This is a genomic window from Mesobacillus jeotgali (assembly GCF_014856545.2).
Lineage (GTDB): Bacteria > Bacillota > Bacilli > Bacillales > Cytobacillaceae > Mesobacillus.
The window spans coordinates 3,339,279-3,357,363 of sequence record NZ_CP109811.1 but is presented as its reverse complement, the minus strand read 5'-3'; the positions used below and the strand labels follow the sequence as shown (position 1 = coordinate 3,357,363).

The 18,085-nt window shown below is 42.0% G+C and carries 17 protein-coding genes; 11 read left to right on the top strand and 6 right to left on the bottom strand.

What is annotated here, in order from left to right; translation table 11 throughout:
* The first annotated feature begins 306 nt into the window (after positions 1 to 306).
* Both FOF60_RS17285 and FOF60_RS17280 read left to right on the top strand, forming a co-directional pair.
* Complete coding sequence (locus FOF60_RS17285; RefSeq protein ID WP_192470860.1) at positions 307 to 1,623, top strand: DEAD/DEAH box helicase; 1,317 nt, start codon at positions 307 to 309, stop codon at positions 1,621 to 1,623.
* 21 nt (positions 1,624 to 1,644) lie between these two features.
* A complete protein-coding gene (locus FOF60_RS17280; protein ID WP_192470861.1) occupies positions 1,645 to 2,535 on the top strand; it encodes a deoxyribonuclease IV in 891 nt (296 codons plus the stop codon).
* Between the two features lie 371 nt (positions 2,536 to 2,906).
* On the opposite strand, the gene FOF60_RS17275 is transcribed toward FOF60_RS17280, so the two are convergent.
* Positions 2,907 to 3,161, bottom strand: a complete 255-nt coding sequence (locus tag FOF60_RS17275) for a DUF2624 domain-containing protein (RefSeq protein ID WP_192470862.1) — start codon at positions 3,159 to 3,161, stop codon at positions 2,907 to 2,909.
* A gap of 151 nt (positions 3,162 to 3,312) precedes the next feature.
* Between FOF60_RS17275 and FOF60_RS17270 the strand changes: the two genes are divergently transcribed.
* From FOF60_RS17270 to FOF60_RS17260, 3 genes are read left to right on the top strand one after another with little or no spacing between them, the layout of a single operon-like run.
* Positions 3,313 to 4,104 (top strand): metal ABC transporter ATP-binding protein, encoded by a 792-nt coding sequence (locus FOF60_RS17270; protein ID WP_192470863.1) that lies wholly within the window; start codon positions 3,313 to 3,315, stop codon positions 4,102 to 4,104.
* On the top strand, positions 4,097 to 4,939 hold the full coding sequence (locus FOF60_RS17265) for a metal ABC transporter permease (protein ID WP_192470864.1): 843 nt from the start codon (positions 4,097 to 4,099) through the stop codon (positions 4,937 to 4,939). Before FOF60_RS17270 ends, FOF60_RS17265 begins: the two co-directional genes overlap by 8 nt.
* Before the next feature lie 12 nt (positions 4,940 to 4,951).
* Complete coding sequence (locus FOF60_RS17260; protein WP_192470865.1) at positions 4,952 to 5,362, top strand: zinc uptake transcriptional repressor Zur; 411 nt, start codon at positions 4,952 to 4,954, stop codon at positions 5,360 to 5,362.
* A gap of 61 nt (positions 5,363 to 5,423) precedes the next feature.
* Here the strand turns inward: FOF60_RS17260 and FOF60_RS17255 are convergent, their stop codons facing one another.
* On the bottom strand, positions 5,424 to 5,993 hold the full coding sequence (locus tag FOF60_RS17255) for a hypothetical protein (RefSeq protein ID WP_192470866.1): 570 nt from the start codon (positions 5,991 to 5,993) through the stop codon (positions 5,424 to 5,426).
* Positions 5,994 to 6,201: 208 nt separating this feature from the next.
* Between FOF60_RS17255 and FOF60_RS17250 the strand changes: the two genes are divergently transcribed.
* Positions 6,202 to 6,756, top strand: a complete 555-nt coding sequence (locus tag FOF60_RS17250; RefSeq protein ID WP_251612095.1) for a DUF4190 domain-containing protein — start codon at positions 6,202 to 6,204, stop codon at positions 6,754 to 6,756.
* A 61-nt stretch (positions 6,757 to 6,817) separates the two neighbouring features.
* Here FOF60_RS17250 and ispG read toward each other — a convergent pair whose 3' ends face one another.
* The 3 genes from ispG to FOF60_RS17235 all read right to left on the bottom strand — a co-directional run bounded on the left by ispG (position 6,818) and on the right by FOF60_RS17235 (position 9,379).
* Positions 6,818 to 7,906 (bottom strand): flavodoxin-dependent (E)-4-hydroxy-3-methylbut-2-enyl-diphosphate synthase, encoded by a 1,089-nt coding sequence (gene ispG / locus FOF60_RS17245; RefSeq protein WP_251612449.1) that lies wholly within the window; start codon positions 7,904 to 7,906, stop codon positions 6,818 to 6,820.
* A 126-nt stretch (positions 7,907 to 8,032) separates the two neighbouring features.
* Positions 8,033 to 8,383 (bottom strand): hypothetical protein, encoded by a 351-nt coding sequence (locus FOF60_RS17240; protein ID WP_192470868.1) that lies wholly within the window; start codon positions 8,381 to 8,383, stop codon positions 8,033 to 8,035.
* Between the two features lie 219 nt (positions 8,384 to 8,602).
* Entirely contained in the window at positions 8,603 to 9,379 is a 777-nt protein-coding gene (locus FOF60_RS17235; protein ID WP_192470869.1) for a DUF1189 domain-containing protein, read from the bottom strand.
* A gap of 219 nt (positions 9,380 to 9,598) precedes the next feature.
* Here FOF60_RS17235 and FOF60_RS17230 point away from each other — a divergent pair, with 219 nt between their 5' ends.
* Both FOF60_RS17230 and FOF60_RS17225 read left to right on the top strand, forming a co-directional pair.
* A complete protein-coding gene (locus FOF60_RS17230) occupies positions 9,599 to 11,230 on the top strand; it encodes a Na/Pi cotransporter family protein (RefSeq protein ID WP_192470870.1) in 1,632 nt (543 codons plus the stop codon).
* A 66-nt stretch (positions 11,231 to 11,296) separates the two neighbouring features.
* On the top strand, positions 11,297 to 11,776 hold the full coding sequence (locus FOF60_RS17225; RefSeq protein ID WP_192470871.1) for a DUF456 domain-containing protein: 480 nt from the start codon (positions 11,297 to 11,299) through the stop codon (positions 11,774 to 11,776).
* Between the two features lie 426 nt (positions 11,777 to 12,202).
* On the opposite strand, the gene FOF60_RS17220 is transcribed toward FOF60_RS17225, so the two are convergent.
* A complete protein-coding gene (locus FOF60_RS17220) occupies positions 12,203 to 12,895 on the bottom strand; it encodes a Crp/Fnr family transcriptional regulator (protein WP_225649957.1) in 693 nt (230 codons plus the stop codon).
* 435 nt (positions 12,896 to 13,330) lie between these two features.
* Here FOF60_RS17220 and FOF60_RS17215 point away from each other — a divergent pair, with 435 nt between their 5' ends.
* The 3 genes from FOF60_RS17215 to FOF60_RS17205 all read left to right on the top strand — a co-directional run bounded on the left by FOF60_RS17215 (position 13,331) and on the right by FOF60_RS17205 (position 17,902).
* Complete coding sequence (locus FOF60_RS17215) at positions 13,331 to 13,939, top strand: superoxide dismutase (RefSeq protein ID WP_192470873.1); 609 nt, start codon at positions 13,331 to 13,333, stop codon at positions 13,937 to 13,939.
* 145 nt (positions 13,940 to 14,084) lie between these two features.
* Positions 14,085 to 15,305 (top strand): MFS transporter, encoded by a 1,221-nt coding sequence (locus FOF60_RS17210; protein ID WP_192470874.1) that lies wholly within the window; start codon positions 14,085 to 14,087, stop codon positions 15,303 to 15,305.
* A 464-nt stretch (positions 15,306 to 15,769) separates the two neighbouring features.
* On the top strand, positions 15,770 to 17,902 hold the full coding sequence (locus FOF60_RS17205; RefSeq protein WP_413632902.1) for a peptidoglycan D,D-transpeptidase FtsI family protein: 2,133 nt from the start codon (positions 15,770 to 15,772) through the stop codon (positions 17,900 to 17,902).
* Positions 17,903 to 18,085 lie beyond the last annotated feature (183 nt).

The following is an 18,085-nucleotide window of genomic DNA, read 5'->3' as shown; positions in this document are numbered from 1 at the left end:
ACTGGGGCCCTGAAAGCGATTATGCATTCCGCGGGTATTCATACGGGGTCCTTGTAGCATCGTGACCCCTCCTTTCCCAATATTATCATCTCCTATTAGAGTATGCGGGAAGTCAGGTTTGGTTTAAGAAATTAGGATATTGATGAAACAGGTTTGTTTTTTTATAAGGAAAGGTTAAGATAGTACTGATTGGAGATTTTCTGCAATCTTTATTATAATTACAGGATGAACCTGAAGAGATCAGCTTACGGAACGAGCTGTAATCCCCGATTATCCAGGGAACAGGACGAAAGAAGGAGATTTTCAATGAGTGAAACAAAATTTAATCGTTATGAATTGAAACCGTTCATTATAGATGCGATCAATAAACTAGGTTTTCATGAGCCGACTGAAATCCAGGAACGTCTTATTCCTACAATCCTGAAGGGTGAGAGTGCCATCGGGCAATCCCAGACCGGTACAGGAAAGACGCATGCCTATATACTGCCAATTATGGATAAGCTTGATCCATCACGCAATGAGGTGCAAGCAGTAATCGCTGCCCCGACACGTGAGCTTGCCAATCAAATTTACCATGAAGTTCTTAAGATTGCTGAACACGCTCCACAGGGAGAACAGATCACAGCCCGCTGCTATATTGGCGGAACGGACAAGCAAAGAACGATTGAGAAGCTTAAGACACAGCCACAAATCGTCATTGGCACACCGGGAAGGATTAACGACCTGGTGAAGGAAAACGCGCTATTTGTGCATACAGCGAACGTGCTCGTGATTGATGAGGCAGACTTAATGCTGGATATGGGCTTTATCGAGGATATCGACCAGTTTGCGTCCCGTATGCCAGAAAAGCTGCAAATGCTTGTATTTTCAGCAACGATTCCTGAAAAATTAAAACCATTCCTGAAAAAGTACATGGAAAACCCAAAATTTGTACAAATCGATCCTAAACAGGCTACGGCAGAGAAGATTGAACATATTCTTCTGCCAGCAAGGCATCGTGATAAAATCGGGCTTGTTCATTCTGCTCTTCTTGCGTTCAACCCATATCTCGGGATTGTATTTGCCAACACAAAGAAAAAAGCTGATGAAATTGCCGATGGTTTGATCCAAAAAGGAATGAAGGTTGGCCGTATCCATGGAGACCTGAGCCCGCGCGAGCGCAAGCGTGTCATGAAGCAAATCAAGGATCTTGAGTTCCAGTATCTTGTAGCCACTGATCTGGCAGCAAGAGGAATTGATATTCAGGGAATCAGCCATGTCATCAACTATGAGCTGCCTACGGATCTTGATTTTTATATCCACAGGGTGGGAAGGACGGCACGTGCCGGCTCATCAGGGATTGCCTTGACGGTTTATGAGCAGAGTGATGAAGATGCACTGGTCCGTCTTGAAAAGATGGGCATCACTTTTAAAAACATTGATTTGAAAAAAGGTGAATTCACCGAAATCGAAGAGCGTAACAGACGCCAGAACAGAAAGAAAAAAGAAACTACTGGTGAGGCGAAGGCAAAGTCGCTCGTTTCCAAGCCTAAAAAGGTAAAACCAGGCTATAAAAAGAAGATGAAATATGAGATGGATAAAATTAAGAAACGGGAAAACCGTATTCAAAAGAGAAATAAATAAAGGGATTTAGGAGAGATCAAGATGTTAATTGGATCACATGTTTCCATGAGCGGAAAAAAAATGCTGCTCGCTGCCAGTGAGGAAGCTGTCTCATATGGTGCAAATACTTTCATGATCTATACAGGGGCACCTCAAAATACAAGAAGGAAAAAAATCGAGGACCTGAATATTGAAGCAGGCCGCCTGCATATGGAGCAAAACGGTATCAATGAGATCGTCGTCCATGCTCCTTATATCATCAATATCGGGAACACGCAGAACCCTGATACATTTGATTTAGGAGTAAGGTTCCTGCGCAGCGAAATCGACCGGACAGAAGCAATCGGAGCAAGGCAAATCGTGCTGCACCCGGGTGCGCATGTTGGAGCCGGAACAGAAAAGGGCATTGAAAAAATCATCGAAGGACTGAATGAAGTTCTTACCAGTGATGATAAGGTTCAAATCGCTCTTGAAACGATGGCTGGAAAAGGCTCAGAGTGCGGAAAATCCTTCGAAGAACTCGCGATGATCATCGATGGAGTAACCCATAACGACAAGTTGTCCGTCTGCTTTGATACATGTCATACACATGATGCTGGTTATGCAGTTGTTGAAGATTTTGATGGTGTCCTGAATGAATTCGACAAAATCATCGGTCTTGACAGGCTGAAAGTACTTCACATCAATGACAGCAAAAATGAGGTCGGGATGAGGAAAGACCGCCACGAGAATATTGGCTTTGGCCATATCGGCTTTGACGCGTTAAACTATATTGTCCACCATCCGCAATTGACGCATGTTCCAAAGATTCTTGAAACTCCATTTGTCGGTGAGGACAAGAACAGTAAGAAAGCACCTTACAAACATGAAATTGCCATGCTAAAAAGCAAACAATTCGAAGAAAACCTGCTTGAAATGATAAAGAATGACTAAATGAAAGCTGTGGACGAGCTCCACAGCTTATTTTTTGCGGATAAAAATAGGCGGCCGGTTATGACTGATCCGCTATGTGGAATGATACTAACAGGTATTACGGACAGAAATGGTTTATGAATAGGGGGAAATGTCCGTCATAGGTGTGATGACGGACAGAACTTGCAGAGAAAACGGAGAAAGTGTCCGTCATAGGTGTAATGACGGACAGAAATGGCAGAGGAAAAGGAGAAAGTGTCCGTCATAGTTGTGATGACGGACAGAACTTGCAGAGAAAACGGAGAAAGTGTCCATCATAGGTGTAATGACGGACAGAAATGGCCGGGAAAAGGAAAAAGTGTCCGTCATATGATTCATGACGGACACATCTCTTATTTAGTGAATTTCACGAACAGCTTGTTGACTTCTTTTGCTGTCTCAGGGCTGGTGATTCTTGCGATTTGTTTGATCAATGCTGTTCTCTCTGAATCAATAAAGATGTTCACTTTTTTACCGCGTAAGTATCCGGCGATTTTCTCTGCCTGAGCCTTTGTAATGGAAATATTAAATTGAGAGGCGTACTTCAGCAGTTCATCAGCCGTGATGTTGCCTATCTTATGGTTAATGATGTTTTCAAATATAGCCAAAAGATCATCACTCCTTCATAGTAGGGTATGTGCCCAGTTCTGAATTCGTGACAATTTTATTGGATTATGAGTTCTTTTATTTACAATATGGCCGGTAAGAGATATACTACTAAAGGTAAATCGGAATGATTCTTATTTTGCGGGTGATAAAATGGACACGAATAATTACATCGTCCAGGTACAGGACCTTTATTATCGATATGATAAAGAAAATGTTCTTGAAAATATAAATCTGTCTATCGAAAAGGGCAGTTTTTTAGCGATTGTCGGCCCGAACGGTTCCGGCAAGTCAACGCTTCTTAAGCTGATGCTTGGTCTGATCAAGCCGCAGCAGGGCTCGATCCGTCTGTTTGGACAGGATATCAGCAAGTTTAGGGAACAGCATAAAATTGGCTTTGTATCTCAAAAAGCTAATTCTTTCAACACTGGCTTCCCTGCTACCGTTTTTGAGGTAGTCGCCAGCGGACTGACGAAAAAGCTTGGTCTATTCAATTTTCTGAAGAAGAGTGACCATGCAAAAATAAAGCAAGCAATCGACTCCGTAGGGATGGGGAAATTCCTCGACAGGAACATTGGAGAACTATCCGGAGGCCAGCAGCAGAGGGTTTTCATTGCAAGGGCACTTGTCAGTGAACCGGATTTGCTGATTTTGGATGAACCAACGGTAGGGGTAGATGTCCAGAACGTCAATTCCTTTTACGAGATGCTCGAAACACTCAATAAGGAGAAAGGGATTACTTTGCTTCTGGTAACCCACGACATTGGTACAATTTCAGAAAAGGTTACAAATGTAGCCTGCTTGAATAAGAATATGCATTTCCATGGAAGTGCTGAGGAATTTGAACAGCTGAAGATCAATGATGTTTCAGAAATATACGGTCATGATGTCCATGTCCTGACTCACGATCACCATCATCATGAAGGAGGGCACCATCATGATTAGCGGACTGTTGCAATATGAATTTTTGCAGAATGCTTTTTTAACCGGCATGATCATTGGGGTGATTGCCCCGCTTCTCGGTGTTTTCATCGTAGTAAGACGGCTTTCCCTCATAGCGGATGCTCTCAGCCATGTCACATTGGCGGGAATTGCAGCAAGCCTTCTGCTGGAAAAAAAGTTTATGCTGTTCAGCGGCTTGAATCCACTTTATATGGGAATGGCGTTCTCAGTTGGCGGATCATTATTCATTGAAAAGCTGCGTACCGTGTATAAGCATTATCAGGAATTGGCGATTCCTATTATCCTATCCGGGGGAATCGGGCTTGGGGTCATCTTCATTTCGCTTGCTGATGGCTTCAACACAGATTTGTTCAGCTATTTATTTGGCAGCGTGAGTGCGGTGAGCAGGGCTGATCTATGGACAATCCTGATTATCAGCATCCTTGTAATAGCGCTTGTTGTGTTATTGTATAAAGAACTTTTCCTATTATCATTCGATGAAGAATATGCAAGGGCAACCGGAATAGCCGCAAAGACGCTCCACTTTATATTCATCGTCATGGTGGCACTGGTGATTGCGGCATCGATGAGAATTGTTGGAATCTTGCTGGTCTCTTCCCTGATGACGCTGCCAGTTGCTGCAAGCATCCGGTTCGCGAAGGGTTTCAAGCAAACCATTTTCTATTCCATCCTGTTTGGTGAGGTATCGGTATTAGGCGGTTTGTTCCTGTCCTACTATCTGGACCTTGCTCCTGGAGGAACGATTGTAATGATTGCGGTATTTATCCTTGTGCTGGCCATTTGGCTTAAAAAACGTGCAGCAACTAGATCCATCTAATGGGGTGATTTCATGAATGTGAATGAAGCAATGAACCTGCTGAAGGAACAGGGTTATAAACATACCGGAAAACGCGAAGATATGCTTCAGCTTTTTTCCGATAATGACAAATATTTGACTGCTCGCGATGTACTTGAACAGATGAAGGGCAATTATCCGGGCTTAAGCTTCGATACAATCTACCGGAATCTGAGCGTGTTCGCTGAACTGGGGATTCTTGAAATGACAGAGCTCTCGGGTGAAAAGCATTTCCGCTTCACCTGCTCGCATAAAGAGCATCATCATCACTTCATTTGCCTTGACTGCGGCAAAACGAAAGAGATTGAGACCTGTCCCATGAGGAATATTGAGGCAAGCTTCAAAGGCTATGATATTTCCGGACATAAATTTGAAATATACGGCCGCTGCCCGGATTGTGTTTAATAAACTGTAACGAGACTTTAGGACGAGTAAATATGAAAAAACGGCCATGCAAATGGCCGTTTTAATTATTTTTAATCCAATTTTCAACCCATTTATTAGCTTCCCGCCAATTATTTACGCGTATAACTCCTTCAGGAATCGGTTCCTGATTATAAGGAGTATTGAAAAGGATGACTGGAATCCTTAACTCTTCGTGCAAATTGACTGCATTATCGTGTTTATCCTCGAAAAATATATCCACCTCGTATTTCCGTGCTGCCTCGATTTTATCATGTGAGCCGATCAGGTGTATGTCATGATAATTAAGTTCATTGACAGAAAACCATTCTTTGGTCAGGTCTAGTAAATGTGTTCCTCTGGCACTGATGAAATATAATTCATGTTGATTCTCCCAGCTCTTTAAAATATTCCTGGCACCTTCTGCTAATGGTGAATTAGAATAAATTTCAGGTTCCATTTTTTTGAACCAGGCAGCGAACTCTTTTTCAGATACGGATACAAGGGGCATAAAGTCATATTGCTTGATATCATCCAGTGTAATATTCAAATTGAAGCCTTCATTTAAATAAGGTACAAATGTAGTGGGACAAGTGACTGTACCATCGATGTCTATGCCAAAACGTTTTTTCATCAATCTGCTCCTTCAACATCATCTTTCTTTAATCTTACCAAATAGTGAATGTCCGCAAAAGATTTACTTTTCTTATATGCGTTCTGATATAAGTGTCACTCGCATGGTTCTAAGTAACCAAAAAACCTTAGACAAACATTGCCATGATGAAATCCTTCTCGCTCGTAAACAATAATAAATGCTCCACTTAAGAAAGCGAGGGATTAAAGTGGCAGACCAAGAACGAAATCAGAGAGGTACCGAATATATTACTGAACCTAAGCAGGATGTCATCACGATCAGGGATGCGCGTGATGAAATATACCAGGAAGAAACAGCAACTGAATTGTACTCTCCTGCACGTGATGAGCATTACCAGGAAATGACGGCGATAGCAGGACCTGAACGCGAGGATCACTATCAGGAAATGACGGCAATCGCTGGACCGGGACGTGACGAGCACTACCAGGAGATGACTGCAATCGCCCGACCTGGACGTAATGAACAGTACCAGGAAGAAACTGCGGCGGAAATTGCTGCTCCTGCCCCGCCTGCAATAACAAGAAGGTCAGAAGAAGAAAGTACAACTGGTGGACGAGGGCTTGCTTACTCAGCTCTTGCCCTATCGATCTTGTCGCTGTTTATTTTACCTGTTCTTTTCGGAGCCGCCGGAATTGTCCTTGGCTTCATGGCTCGCAGAAGAGGATCCGCTATCGGAAGCTGGGCAATTGGGATAGGGACAATCTCGATTTTAGTCGGCATCTTTATATTGCCGTTCTTCTGACGGTAAACAGAGATAGCCAATAAGAAATGCCCGGGATGAATTTCCCGGGCATTTTGAATGGTTACTTCTGAAGAGCAGCTTCACGAATCTTTTCTTCAGCAATTTTATCGATTTCTTTTTTTAGTTCTTCTACCATTGTTTCTTCCGGCACTTTACGGACAATCTCTCCTTTTCTGAAAAGAAGACCTTCCCCTCTTGCACCTGCAATGCCGATATCAGCTTCACGTGCTTCGCCAGGTCCGTTAACAGCACATCCAAGGACAGCAACCTTGATCGGCGCCTTAATCGTTGAAATATACTCTTCAACCTCATTGGCAATGCTGATCAAATCGATCTCGATCCGTCCGCATGTTGGGCAAGAAATTAATGTCGCAGCATTTGCTGCAAGTCCAAACGACTTTAACAGTTCTCTTGCGACCTTGACTTCCTCAACTGGGTCGGCGCTTAATGATACCCTGACAGTGTTGCCGATTCCCTTGCTGAGAATCGCCCCAAGTCCAGCAGCACTTTTGACAGTACCTGCAAATAAAGTCCCTGATTCCGTAATTCCAAGATGAAGCGGATAATCAAAAGCCTTTGCAGCTTTTTCATAAGCCTCAATCGCCAGGTTAACATCAGATGCCTTCATGGAAACGATGATATTATGGAAATCAAGGTCCTCAAGGATCTTGATGTGGTGCAGAGCACTCTCTACCATTCCATCTGCTGTTGGATAGCCGTATTTTTCAAGGATCCTTCTCTCGAGAGAACCGGCATTTACACCGATTCGGATCGGAATGCCGCGTTCTTTCGCAGCTTTTACTACAGCCTCTACCTTTTCACGCTTGCCGATATTACCTGGATTGATCCTGATTTTATCAGCTCCGCCCTCAATTGCTTTTAGGGCAAGGCGGTAATCAAAGTGGATATCAACAACAAGTGGTATGTTTATTCTTTTTTTAATTTCAGAAATGGCATTTGCCGCTCTTTCATCCGGGCAAGCAACCCGGACAACCTGGCATCCTGCTTCTTCAAGGCGCTTGATTTCAGCGACAGTCGCCTCGACATCATGCGTCTTCGTTGTTGTCATACTCTGGATGACAACTTCATTGTTGCCTCCAATGGTTAAATTCCCAACCTTAATTGGACGGGTTTTGGTACGATGTATAATTTCACTCAACAGTGATTCGCTCCTTTGAAAAATGGAATTCATGAAAATGTTCCTAAAGATGCATAACCCCATTTTATCAATCTTTTGCTCAAATTGACAAGGAAAGACTTCAATTGTTAGCCTTTGCTAATTTTGGCTGCTGTAATCCGGGAATTTATAGATGTTGCCAAATTTGATCTTCTGGGGATCTGTTCCATCGTTCAACCTTTTAAAGTCTTCCACTGCCTGTGAGACAGGAACGTCGAGCGGACTGTCCAAATACCTGTCAATGACGGATAATACTGTATCTCCCGGCAGTACTTCATGCTCAAAAAAGGGGATTCCCTGTGTGGTTTCTTTCTCAGGCTTCTCTTCCTTTTGTTCATTCGATATTTCAGGCTCCTGCATTTTTGACGCTGGAAGAGTCCCGATGCTCAAATCATTGTAGACTGCGTATGCTACTATCAAAAAAACTAATAAACCTGCCAGTTTTTTCATAGGACCTTCCTCCTTTAATGCTTATATCATTATTTATGCAGCTGAAATAGAATTAAGAACAACTTTAATAGAGAAATATTTAAAAGGAATTTTTACAAATAGTGCAGTTTCAATTTGAGAGAATGTATTTGTTTATGAAGGTGCATAATGGGGCAGAAAAAGAGAAAGCCATATAGTAAGGCTTGAAAGTAAAAAAAATACGCCAATGGCGGCGTATTTTTAATTTTCGGCAGGAGTCTTGCCTGGCAGTTCTTTAATAGCTAATAGAAGCATCATTGACGCAACGAACCAATTAACGGAGAAACTGAAGGGCACTTCTGTTTCCAAGAAGGCCATAATCGTAAAAAATATAGTAGGGAGTGTTGTACTATATGCGGCCATTCTCCATAAGTGTCTGTATTGAAGATTTCTGCCGGCTAGTTTTTTCAATAGCAGGCCAAATAGGGCTAATAGAGAGACCTCGATGAATTTCATACCGCTGGAAAAAACATAGATAACAATGAATAGCAGTCCCAGCAATACAGGAAGCGAGGATTCAGCCGTATCGATCAGTGAGATGATGTCATCCTTCGTCATAGATTCATTTGAAAATAGTGAGTAAGGAACAGCATTGGATTCTCCGCCGGCAGCAAGAACGATTTCATTCTGGAGCATGGCGAAGTTCGCATCCATGCCAGTCATATCTTCCTGGTCAATCGCGCCGGTAGGGTCAAAAATTAACGTAAAACTTCCATTCTTGATGGTTAAAGGTGCTTTAATGTCTGAATTAAGAACTCCATTCTCAATCGTAAAGGAGGGAAGATCGGTTTGGATCGATTGCTTTGCTGTACCGACAGCTTCAGATATCCCAACAAACATATAGTAGACGACAGGCAGAATGGATATAAGGGTCAGCGTGAATAAGAACAAGATCGTTTTGCCTATTCCCTGGAACCTTGTATCTGCTATAACCTTAGGAGAATAGATGCTTTTCCCAATTTGAGCAAAAATATTCATGAATACACGTCCTTTGATAGAGTTACAATTTCTATTTTAGCTGTTCACACAGTTGATTAACAACCTTTTCACTTTCGCTTTGTAACATTTTTGTAATATAACTTAGAAATGTTAAGGTATTGTAAATTCGAAGCGTAAATAGTTTACTTTTGATTAACAATTCCTTCATAATAATCATGTTTGTAGATGTTTGTCGAAATAAATCTAGGGGTTGAAAAAATGGAATTGAATTTACAAGAAATGCTGTTTGAGTTCCTAGGGGGACTTGGTATCTTCTTATTCGGCATTAAATTCATGGGTGATGGTTTGCAGAAGTCAGCTGGTGATCGACTTCGTGATATTCTGGACCGCTTTACCACTAATCCACTTATGGGTGTACTGGCAGGTATTTTTGTTACAGTCCTTTTACAAACAAGTAGCGGAACCACTGTTATTACTGTAGGGCTTGTAAGTGCTGGGTTTATGACGCTAAGGCAGGCAATTGGGGTCATTATGGGTGCCAATATCGGAACAACTGTCACTGCCTTTATCATTGGGATTGACATAGGAGAGTATGCGCTGCCGATTATTGCAGTGGGATCGATCATGTTATTCTTCTTCAAGAGCAAAAAGGTTCATAATATTGGACAAATCGTATTTGGTTTCGGGGCATTGTTCTTTGGCCTTGAACTTATGAGCGGTGGTATGAAACCATTGAGAAGCCTTGAAGCATTCCATGACCTAACAGTGGAAATGAGTTCAAACCCAATTCTGGGTGTAGTGATCGGTACATTATTTACCGTAATTGTTCAAAGCTCGAGTGCTACAATTGGTATTCTGCAAAGCTTGCATGCTGAATCTATGATTAATTTACATGGAGCATTGCCAATCCTGTTTGGAGATAATATCGGTACAACCATTACAGCTGTTTTGGCTGCGATTGGTACATCAGTAGCTGCCAAGAGAGCTGCTGCAACACATGTTTTGTTCAATCTAATAGGAACTACCCTGTTTTTGATAATCCTGGGGCCTTTCACCTCGCTGATTGAACTCCTGAGAGATAATCTTAACTTGAATCCTGAGATGTCCATCGCATTTGCTCATGGTATCTTTAACACAACTAATACATTGATCCAGTTACCATTCATCGCCATATTGGCATTAATTGTGACTAAATTGATTCCTGGTGAAGATTCTATCGTTGATTACAAGGCTCAACATCTTGACCCCGTTTTCATCGAGCAATCACCGTCCATCGCGCTTGGTCAGGCGAAGGAAGAAGTCCTGCGCATGGGTAAGTTCGCGCTAAAAGGACTTGAAGAAACGAATGAATTTTTAAAAACCAAAAATACAAAGCATTCCAATAATGCTTATCAGCTCGAGGATGCAATCAATAATCTTGACCGCAAGATTACAGATTATCTTGTAAACCTTGCAACAAGCTCGCTCTCAGAGCATGAATCTGAAGAGCATAGCATGCTGATCGATACAGTACGAGATATAGAAAGAATTGGAGACCACTTTGAAAATATTATTGAACTAATTGAGTACCAGCAGGCCAATAAAGTGAAGATGACTGACACGGCAATGGAAGATCTGGAAGTTATGTTCAACCTGACTGTAAGTACCGTCGAAGAGGCGCTTCAAGCATTAGACCAGAAGAATTTTGACGCTGCAAGAGCAGTAGTAACAAAAGAAGATGAGATTGACAGCATGGAACGGACGCTTAGAAAGCAGCACATCCTTCGCATGAATGAAGGACAGTGTACTGGACAGGCGGGTATCGTCTTCGTTGACATCATCAGTAACCTGGAGCGAATCGGCGACCATGCAGTAAACATCGCTGAGTACGTTTTGGGAGAAGAGAAATAGTGGTAAAATAAGCAAAGGGAAACCTTTGCTTATTTTTTATATTCTAAGGTAAAAAGGATGGATTGAATGGATGCAGTTTATTGGATAATCATTGGGTTATTATTCGTTGGAGCTTTTGCCAGTTTGGTTGTTCCAATCTTGCCAGGGGTACTTTTAATGTTGGGCGGTTTTATTCTTTACGGTTTGTTTTTTACATTCGAGCCGTTTAACTGGCTATTTTGGACTGTACAGGGGCTTTTTGTTGCTTTGCTGTTTGGGGCAGATTATATTGCCAATATAATAGGTGTAAAAAAATATGGCGGCAGCAAGGCAGGGATGTGGGGAAGCACTATCGGTCTGCTGGTCGGTCCCTTTGTCATCCCGATCATCGGAATTCTGATTGGTCCATTTTTAGGAGCGGCCCTAGCTGAATTGCTGGTTAATAAAAAGAATCTAAATGAAGCGGTCAAGGTAGGCTTTGGTTCTGTCGTCGGTTTCGTCAGCAGTGTAGTGACAAAAGGAATCATCATGACAATCATGCTCGTATATTTCTTCATCCTTGTATAAAAAAATCGTGCTGCTGGAGCACGATTTTTTTTATATGGACGGCTGTTTCGGCCTTAAGGGTATTTACATCACCTTATATGGCAATTTCGCCTTGGATAAGGGTACATTTAGGAGCAAATCGTACCCTTATGTGGCAATTTCGCCTTGGATAAGGGTACATTTAGGGGCTAATCGTACCCTTATGTGGCAATTTCGCCTTGGATAAGGGTACATTTAGGGGCTAATCGTACCCTTATGTGGCAATTTCGCATTGGATAAGGGTACATTTAGGAGCAAATCGTACCCTTATGTAACAGCTTCGTCTTCCATAAGGTAACAATAAAGAGCAAATGGTACCCTTATACAGCATCTATGTCTCCTATAAGGGTGCATTTAAAAGCTAATCACACCCTTTTACCGGGCTCCACCCTGTTGAAAGCACGACTTTTAATTCAGTCCGCAAATTTCAAATGAACAATTCTGGCAATCGACCTCTCTTTTTAGATAAGCAAGGTTTTTAACCGTGAATTTAAGCTGATCATAAGCGATGATGTCTTTCTCGCGCAGTTCCTTGAGCATCCTTTGGATAACTTCACGCGTTCCATATGTGAGATTTGCCAGCTCCTGGTGGGTCAGGGGCAAATCAATCAGGATGCCTTCATCTGTCATCACGCCATAGCTATTGCATAACCTGATCAAGATGGAGTACAAACCGCCTTTCTTCCCGTTCATAATCAGGTCCTGACACTTCATCTGGGCTTTGAGATATCTGGTACTGAGCCAGTTGACCATTGCATTCATAGCTGTTCGATCATTGATAATGAATTCCTCGAATTGCTCTCTTTTAATCATGAGGATTTCACATTCTGTTAGTGTTTTGGCTGAAAAGTGATAACGCGGATTATGTTTGAACAGTTCATATTCTATGACCATTTCTTCGCCATTAAGGATTTTTAGGATGAATTCCTTCCCCTTCATATGGATACGGCCGACTGAAACACTTCCACTCAGGATGATATAAACATTCTCTACATTTTCATCCTCTTGAAAAAGGATTGTATCCGGCTTGATTTTTTGGATTGTTTCCCGGTCGATAAAATTTTGCAGTATTAAGCTATATAATGATATATTTTTGTCCATCACAGGTCGTCTCCTTATTAAGCCTTCTATACTTTTGATTTAAAAGAATTGTTGTTACTGTGTCAACGGTGTATTGGGAATAATTGGTACGCCTTTGGTGTAGATGCGACTTATATCGTTGACAGGACTGCATTTGAGCAATATTGACGATTTTCTGAAACTTTCTTGAATGGCCTTATTCGTTATTTTGGTCAGCCAGACCAGCACTCGATTTTTGAAGTTTTTTTCGATGAAAATGCCCTTAATGAAAATAAAGTGTATAAAACGTCGAACAAAAGGGGATTTTAAACACGTTATATGAAAGCATTTTATTTGAAACGATTACCGTTCTTTGGTAATCTAAACAAGAAGCACTTTTAGAACAATTCTAATAACAGAATTATGTGAAAGGTCTTGTTCTGGGAGTGAAACACGATACATAGGAGGATGTTAAAAATGGCATTTGAATTACCACAATTACCTTATGCATATGATGCACTTGAGCCACACATCGACAAAGAAACAATGAATATTCACCACACAAAGCACCACAACACTTATGTAACAAATCTTAACAATGCATTGGAAGGAAACGAAGAACTTCTGTCAAAAACAGTTGAGGAAGTAGTTTCTAACCTGGATGCTGTTCCTGAAGCAGCACGCACTGCTGTACGCAACAACGGCGGCGGACATGCTAACCACTCACTATTCTGGCAAGTCATTTCTCCAAACGGAGGCGGCGAGCCTACTGGTGAATTAGCTGATGCGATCAACTCTAAGTTCGGCGGCTTCGAAGGCTTCAAAGAAGAGTTCTCAAAAGCAGCAACTACTCGTTTCGGCTCTGGCTGGGCTTGGCTTGTTGTTAATAATGGTGCACTTGAAGTGACTAGCACTCCAAACCAGGACTCTCCATTAATGGAAGGCAAGACTCCAATTCTTGGACTTGATGTTTGGGAGCACGCATACTACCTGAACTACCAAAACAGAAGACCGGAATACATTGGTGCATTCTGGAACGTTGTTAACTGGGAAGAAGTCAGCAAGCGTTACGCTTCTGCAAAATAATCAAATGATCGTTAGAGGGGCTGCAATTGAATGCAGCCTCTCTTTTTTTTGTTTCGGCTGCTCTATCCTGAAAAGACCCTCGGGAAAAACTGAATAACCCCCTTTACTTTGTTAGAAACTACCCAAGAGAAAAGGGGAGTCGATCATGAGCAAAGTAAACAAATTATTAGGAGACATTGAACTGACAAAGGATTTAGCGCTCCTATTGATTATTGGGGGATTGTACTCATTGAGCATTGCCCTTTCGAATACCTTTGTTAACATTTATTTATGGAAGCAATCCGGCGAACTTGCCGATCTCGCCATGTATAATTTATCGATTGTCGTGGCCCAGCCGCTCACCTTTATCCTTGCGGGAAGGTGGGCTAAGAAGGTAGACAGGGTCATTGTCCTTCGAATCGGTGTTATTTTTCTGGCGTTGTTTTATGTAACAGTTTTGCTGGTAGGAACGAAAGCTTCCGATTTTTTACTGCTATTAGGTGTGCTCCTGGGAATTGGCTATGGTTTTTATTGGCTTGCTTACAATGTCCTCACTTTTGAAATCACTGAACCGGAAACACGTGATTTCTTTAATGGCTTTCTTGGCATCCTCGGTTCCGTCGGCGGCATGATTGGGCCGATCGCCGCTGGGTTTATCATATCCAGGCTTGAAAAGTTGACTGGCTATACAGTAGTATTTGGACTTTCGTTAGGACTGTTTTCAATCGCGGTATTGCTGAGTTTCTTCCTGAAACGCAGACCTGCCCACGGGAAGTACTGGTTTCAGCGGATTATAGCTGAAAGAAAGCATGATAAAAATTGGCGAATGGTTACAAATGCTCATTTTTTTCAAGGCATGAGAGAGGGCGTATTTGTTTTCATTGTTTCGGTTTTTGTATTCATTGCCACAGACAGTGAAATGGCGTTGGGCACTTACGGACTGATCAATTCAGGGATATCATTTCTGGCTTATTATTTTGTCTCGAGAATGCTGAAAAAGGAACACAGGAAAAAAGCGATCCTGGTGGGAGGAATCATTCTTTTCCTGGCCATATTCCTGATTGTTTTCCAGGTCAGCTATTTCCGTCTGCTGCTGTATGCGGCTCTGATTGCAGTCGCTTATCCTTTGCTTCTAGTCCCATATGCTTCAATGACCTATGATGTTATAGGGCGCGGCTGGAAGGCGGCTGAAATGAGAATCGAATATATAGTTGTCCGTGAATTATTTTTGAATCTTGGCCGAGTTGCTTCTATATTATTATTTCTGGCAGCAATCCATATTTTCAACGAAGAACAGGCAATACCAGTCCTCCTCGTCATTCTTGGGAGCGGACATACTTTGATTTACCTTTTTATCAGGAAAATTCAGTTGAAAGCTCCAGCATAACCGGGATGACTCCCGGTTTTTTCTTTTTATAGGAAATTATAAAAGCATGTTAGTCTGAATAACTACATGTGGGTGTCTTAATCCAGCTCCAGCGCCTAGCCCCTCGAGTCGCTTCGGTCCGCCCAATGAAGTCAAAGAACGACTTCACCGGTCAGCCCTCCAGCGCTTGTCGGGGCAGAACGAGGCGCTTGCGCTTTTTGTTCTTGATAAGAAAAATGGTTTAGCTGTGGAAAATTACATGCCGTAATTCAGTTCAGCGCATTAGTAGGCTAGACGAGGAGCTCAAGCTTTCCATTATTAATATAAAACTAATGGAAAATATTTCTGCAATAGTTTATTGATAGAAAAAGATGTCCATTTTCGATAATATAATATATAGTGCATATTTTAGACATACAGACTGAAGAGGTGGGAGAGGCTTGAATAAGAAGAAAAAGAAGACGCATGTGCCATTCAGGCTGAATATGTTGTTTTTTGCGGTCTTTGTGTTATTTTCAATGCTGATATTAAGACTTGGGATTGTTCAGATTGTTTACGGAGAGGATTTTAAACGGGAAATTGAACGAACGGAAGATGTGACCGTGAACAATCCTGTTCCAAGAGGGAAAATGTATGACAGGAACATGAAAACAATCGTAGATAATATAGCTAGTAAGGCTATAACGTATACAAAGAGCCAGAGTACTGATACAAAGGAAATGCTCATGGTCGCAGAACGTCTCGCAAAACTGATCTCAAAGGATTCAAAAGATGATTTAAAGAAAGTCAGGGAAAGGGATAAAAAGGATTACTGGATATTAAGAAATGAAGAACGTGCCAGAGAAAAAATTAAAGAAACTGAATGGGCACAGTATGATGAGAAAAAGCTGGATGATAAGGCTCTTTATAATCTCCAGCTGGAACGAATTACCGAAAAAGAACTGAAAGAATTATCAAAAGCGGATTTGGAAATACTCGCTATCTTGCGTGAAATGATGAGCGGATACGCACTTTCGCCGCAAATCGTCAAAAAAAATGTAACACCTGAAGAGTTCGCGATTGTCAGCGAAAACCTGGATATGCTGCCAGGCGTCGACACTACCACCGACTGGGAGCGACAATATGCCTTTGATAAGACACTAGGATCAATCTTGGGAAAAGTAAGTGATTCCGAGAAAGGGCTTCCGAGAGAAAAGCTAGAGTATTATCTGGCACGCGGGTACAGCCGGAATGACAGGGTTGGTTTAAGTTATATCGAGCAGCAATATGAAGATGTGCTGCACGGTCAGAAGGCAAAGGTGAAAAACATTACAGACAAGGGCGGAAACGTCCTGGATACACAGATAATTACCGAAGGACAGCGAGGCAAGGACCTGGTTCTGACAATTGACATGGACCTCCAGCTGGCTGTTGAGAAAATTATTGAAGAAGAGTTGGCGAATGCGAAGCAGCAGCCTAGAACTGGACTCCTGGACAGGGCATTTGTTGTATTGATGGATCCTAATACTGGAGAGGTCTTAACACTTGCTGGAAAGCAGATCGTTAAAGATGAAGAAACAGGTAAAACCTCGATGCAGGATTTTGCCAGCGGTAACTTTACAACTTCTTATAATGTTGGGTCTGCTGTTAAAGGAGCAACCGTTTTAACAGGATTCAGCACCGGGGCAATCAGTCCGGGCACGCAGTTTTATGATACACCGGTTAAGATAGCAAAAACCAATCCAAAAAAGTCCTGGAAAGCTGGATTGGGTACCCTTGACGATCGCAATGCCCTTAAGGTGTCATCTAACGTATATATGTTCATGACAGCAATCAATATCGGAAAAGGGAATTACAGATATGATCAGCCATTGTACCTTGAGCCACAAGCCTTTGACACGATGAGGAACTATTTCAGTCAGTTTGGTCTTGGTGCAAGGACAGGCATAGACCTTCCAAATGAAATGGTCGGTTTCAAAGGGGCAGATCGAGGACCTGGTCTCTTGCTTGACTTTGCGATTGGGCAGTATGATACGTACACGACACTGCAATTGGCACAATATGTTTCAACCATTGCGAATGGCGGTACGCGACTTCAGCCAAGGGTTGTAAAGGAAATTCGGGAACCTGTCATGAAAAATAATGAGGTAGGTCCTGTACTGAATGAAATGGAGCCAGTCATCCTCAATAAAGTGGACGCGAAACCAGAATGGTTTGACAGAGTCCAGGAGGGTTTCAGAAGGGTCATGCAGGAGAAGGGCGGTACAGCCTACGGGGCATTTTATACTGCCGATTACAAACCGGCAGGCAAAACGGGTACGGCACAAGCTTTTTATGATGGCCCGAAAAGAAAGAATTATGATAAGCCGCCGGAAGTAATGAATTTGAGTCTTGTTGCGTATGCACCATATGAAAACCCGGAAATTGCGATGGCTGTCATGGTTCCGTGGGCATATGAAGGCAACCAGGGGCACCATGCGAATAATGATATAGGACGACGAGTCCTTGATACCTATTTTGAATTGAAAAAGAAACGTCTTGAAGGAAACATGAATCCTGAGCAGCCGATCCAGGAAATTGAAGAAAAAGAAGAAGGAACGGAGCTGTTAGAGGAAATAGAAGATGAAACAGAACAATAATGAAAGATTTTAACTGTCTCTTTTGAGGCAGTTTTTTTTAATTCATGCTGGGTATACTATCAGCAATTGGACAATCCTTTGTTAATGTAAATCGACAGAATTACACAAAATTCATCCGAATTTACAAAACCTTTACATTAAGTTAAAACAACGTTAAAAGAAAAAAAGTATTCTTATTTCTGT